Raw genomic sequence first — 742 nt, forward strand, 5'->3', positions numbered from 1 at the left:
CAGCTGGCAAAATAGTGCCGTCTATTATAAGTTTTGGTTTTGCTTTTGACACAAGATTAACAAGGATTATAAATATTACTCTTAACTGCATGTATTTCCTTAGAATGTTGTATACTCTTTTCACTCTCGATTTTCTAAAGATGTGATAGGACTTTATAGATGGGTTTAATATTTGGTTTACAGTTTTCATTGCTGGCATTCCTGTTATGAAGGAAAGTATAAAGATAGAAGCGATTTCTTCATCAGTAAGTTTTGGTTTTCTACCAGCTTTAGGTTTTTCATCATTCAAAAATGTTTTTGTGAATGCTTGAATTTTGTTCAATACCATGGTATAAAGTTTAAATATTTGCATGGGTAAGTGTACCTCCAAAAGGTAGTTAGGAAATATTACTGCCTTTTGGCTTTTTGAAATTAATAGAATGTTAAAAAATGAATTTCTTACTCAACGTATATTTATTATAAAAGGATTGTGTAATGAGTGATCTTATAGATTGTGTTAAAGTAATCTTATAGGTCGTGTTAAAGAAGAAATATGTAGTTTTATCGAAGAAAATAAGCTAAAGTTTATAAAAATCAATAATGCAAAAAACGAAGAGGGAAAAGCAAAAAATCAATATAAATGTGAAAAATGGATGACAACAGAACTTTATTTTAGATTTTATGATATATTCTATCTTGTAGTACCGGAACCTGGCGTGTTTGATATACTTATTAAAGACATGTTCGTTAAAAAAAATGAAGG

General features: G+C 28.7%; 1 pseudogene. It reads right to left on the minus strand.

The features are described 5' to 3' along the window. Positions 1-328, minus strand: a pseudogene (locus ACP5S8_RS08485) (hypothetical protein); the annotation flags it as partial. Positions 329-742: the final 414 nt, after the last annotated feature.

The sequence above is a fragment of the Hydrogenobaculum sp. genome, from assembly GCF_049967395.1.
Taxonomy (GTDB): Bacteria; Aquificota; Aquificia; order Aquificales; family Aquificaceae; genus Hydrogenobaculum.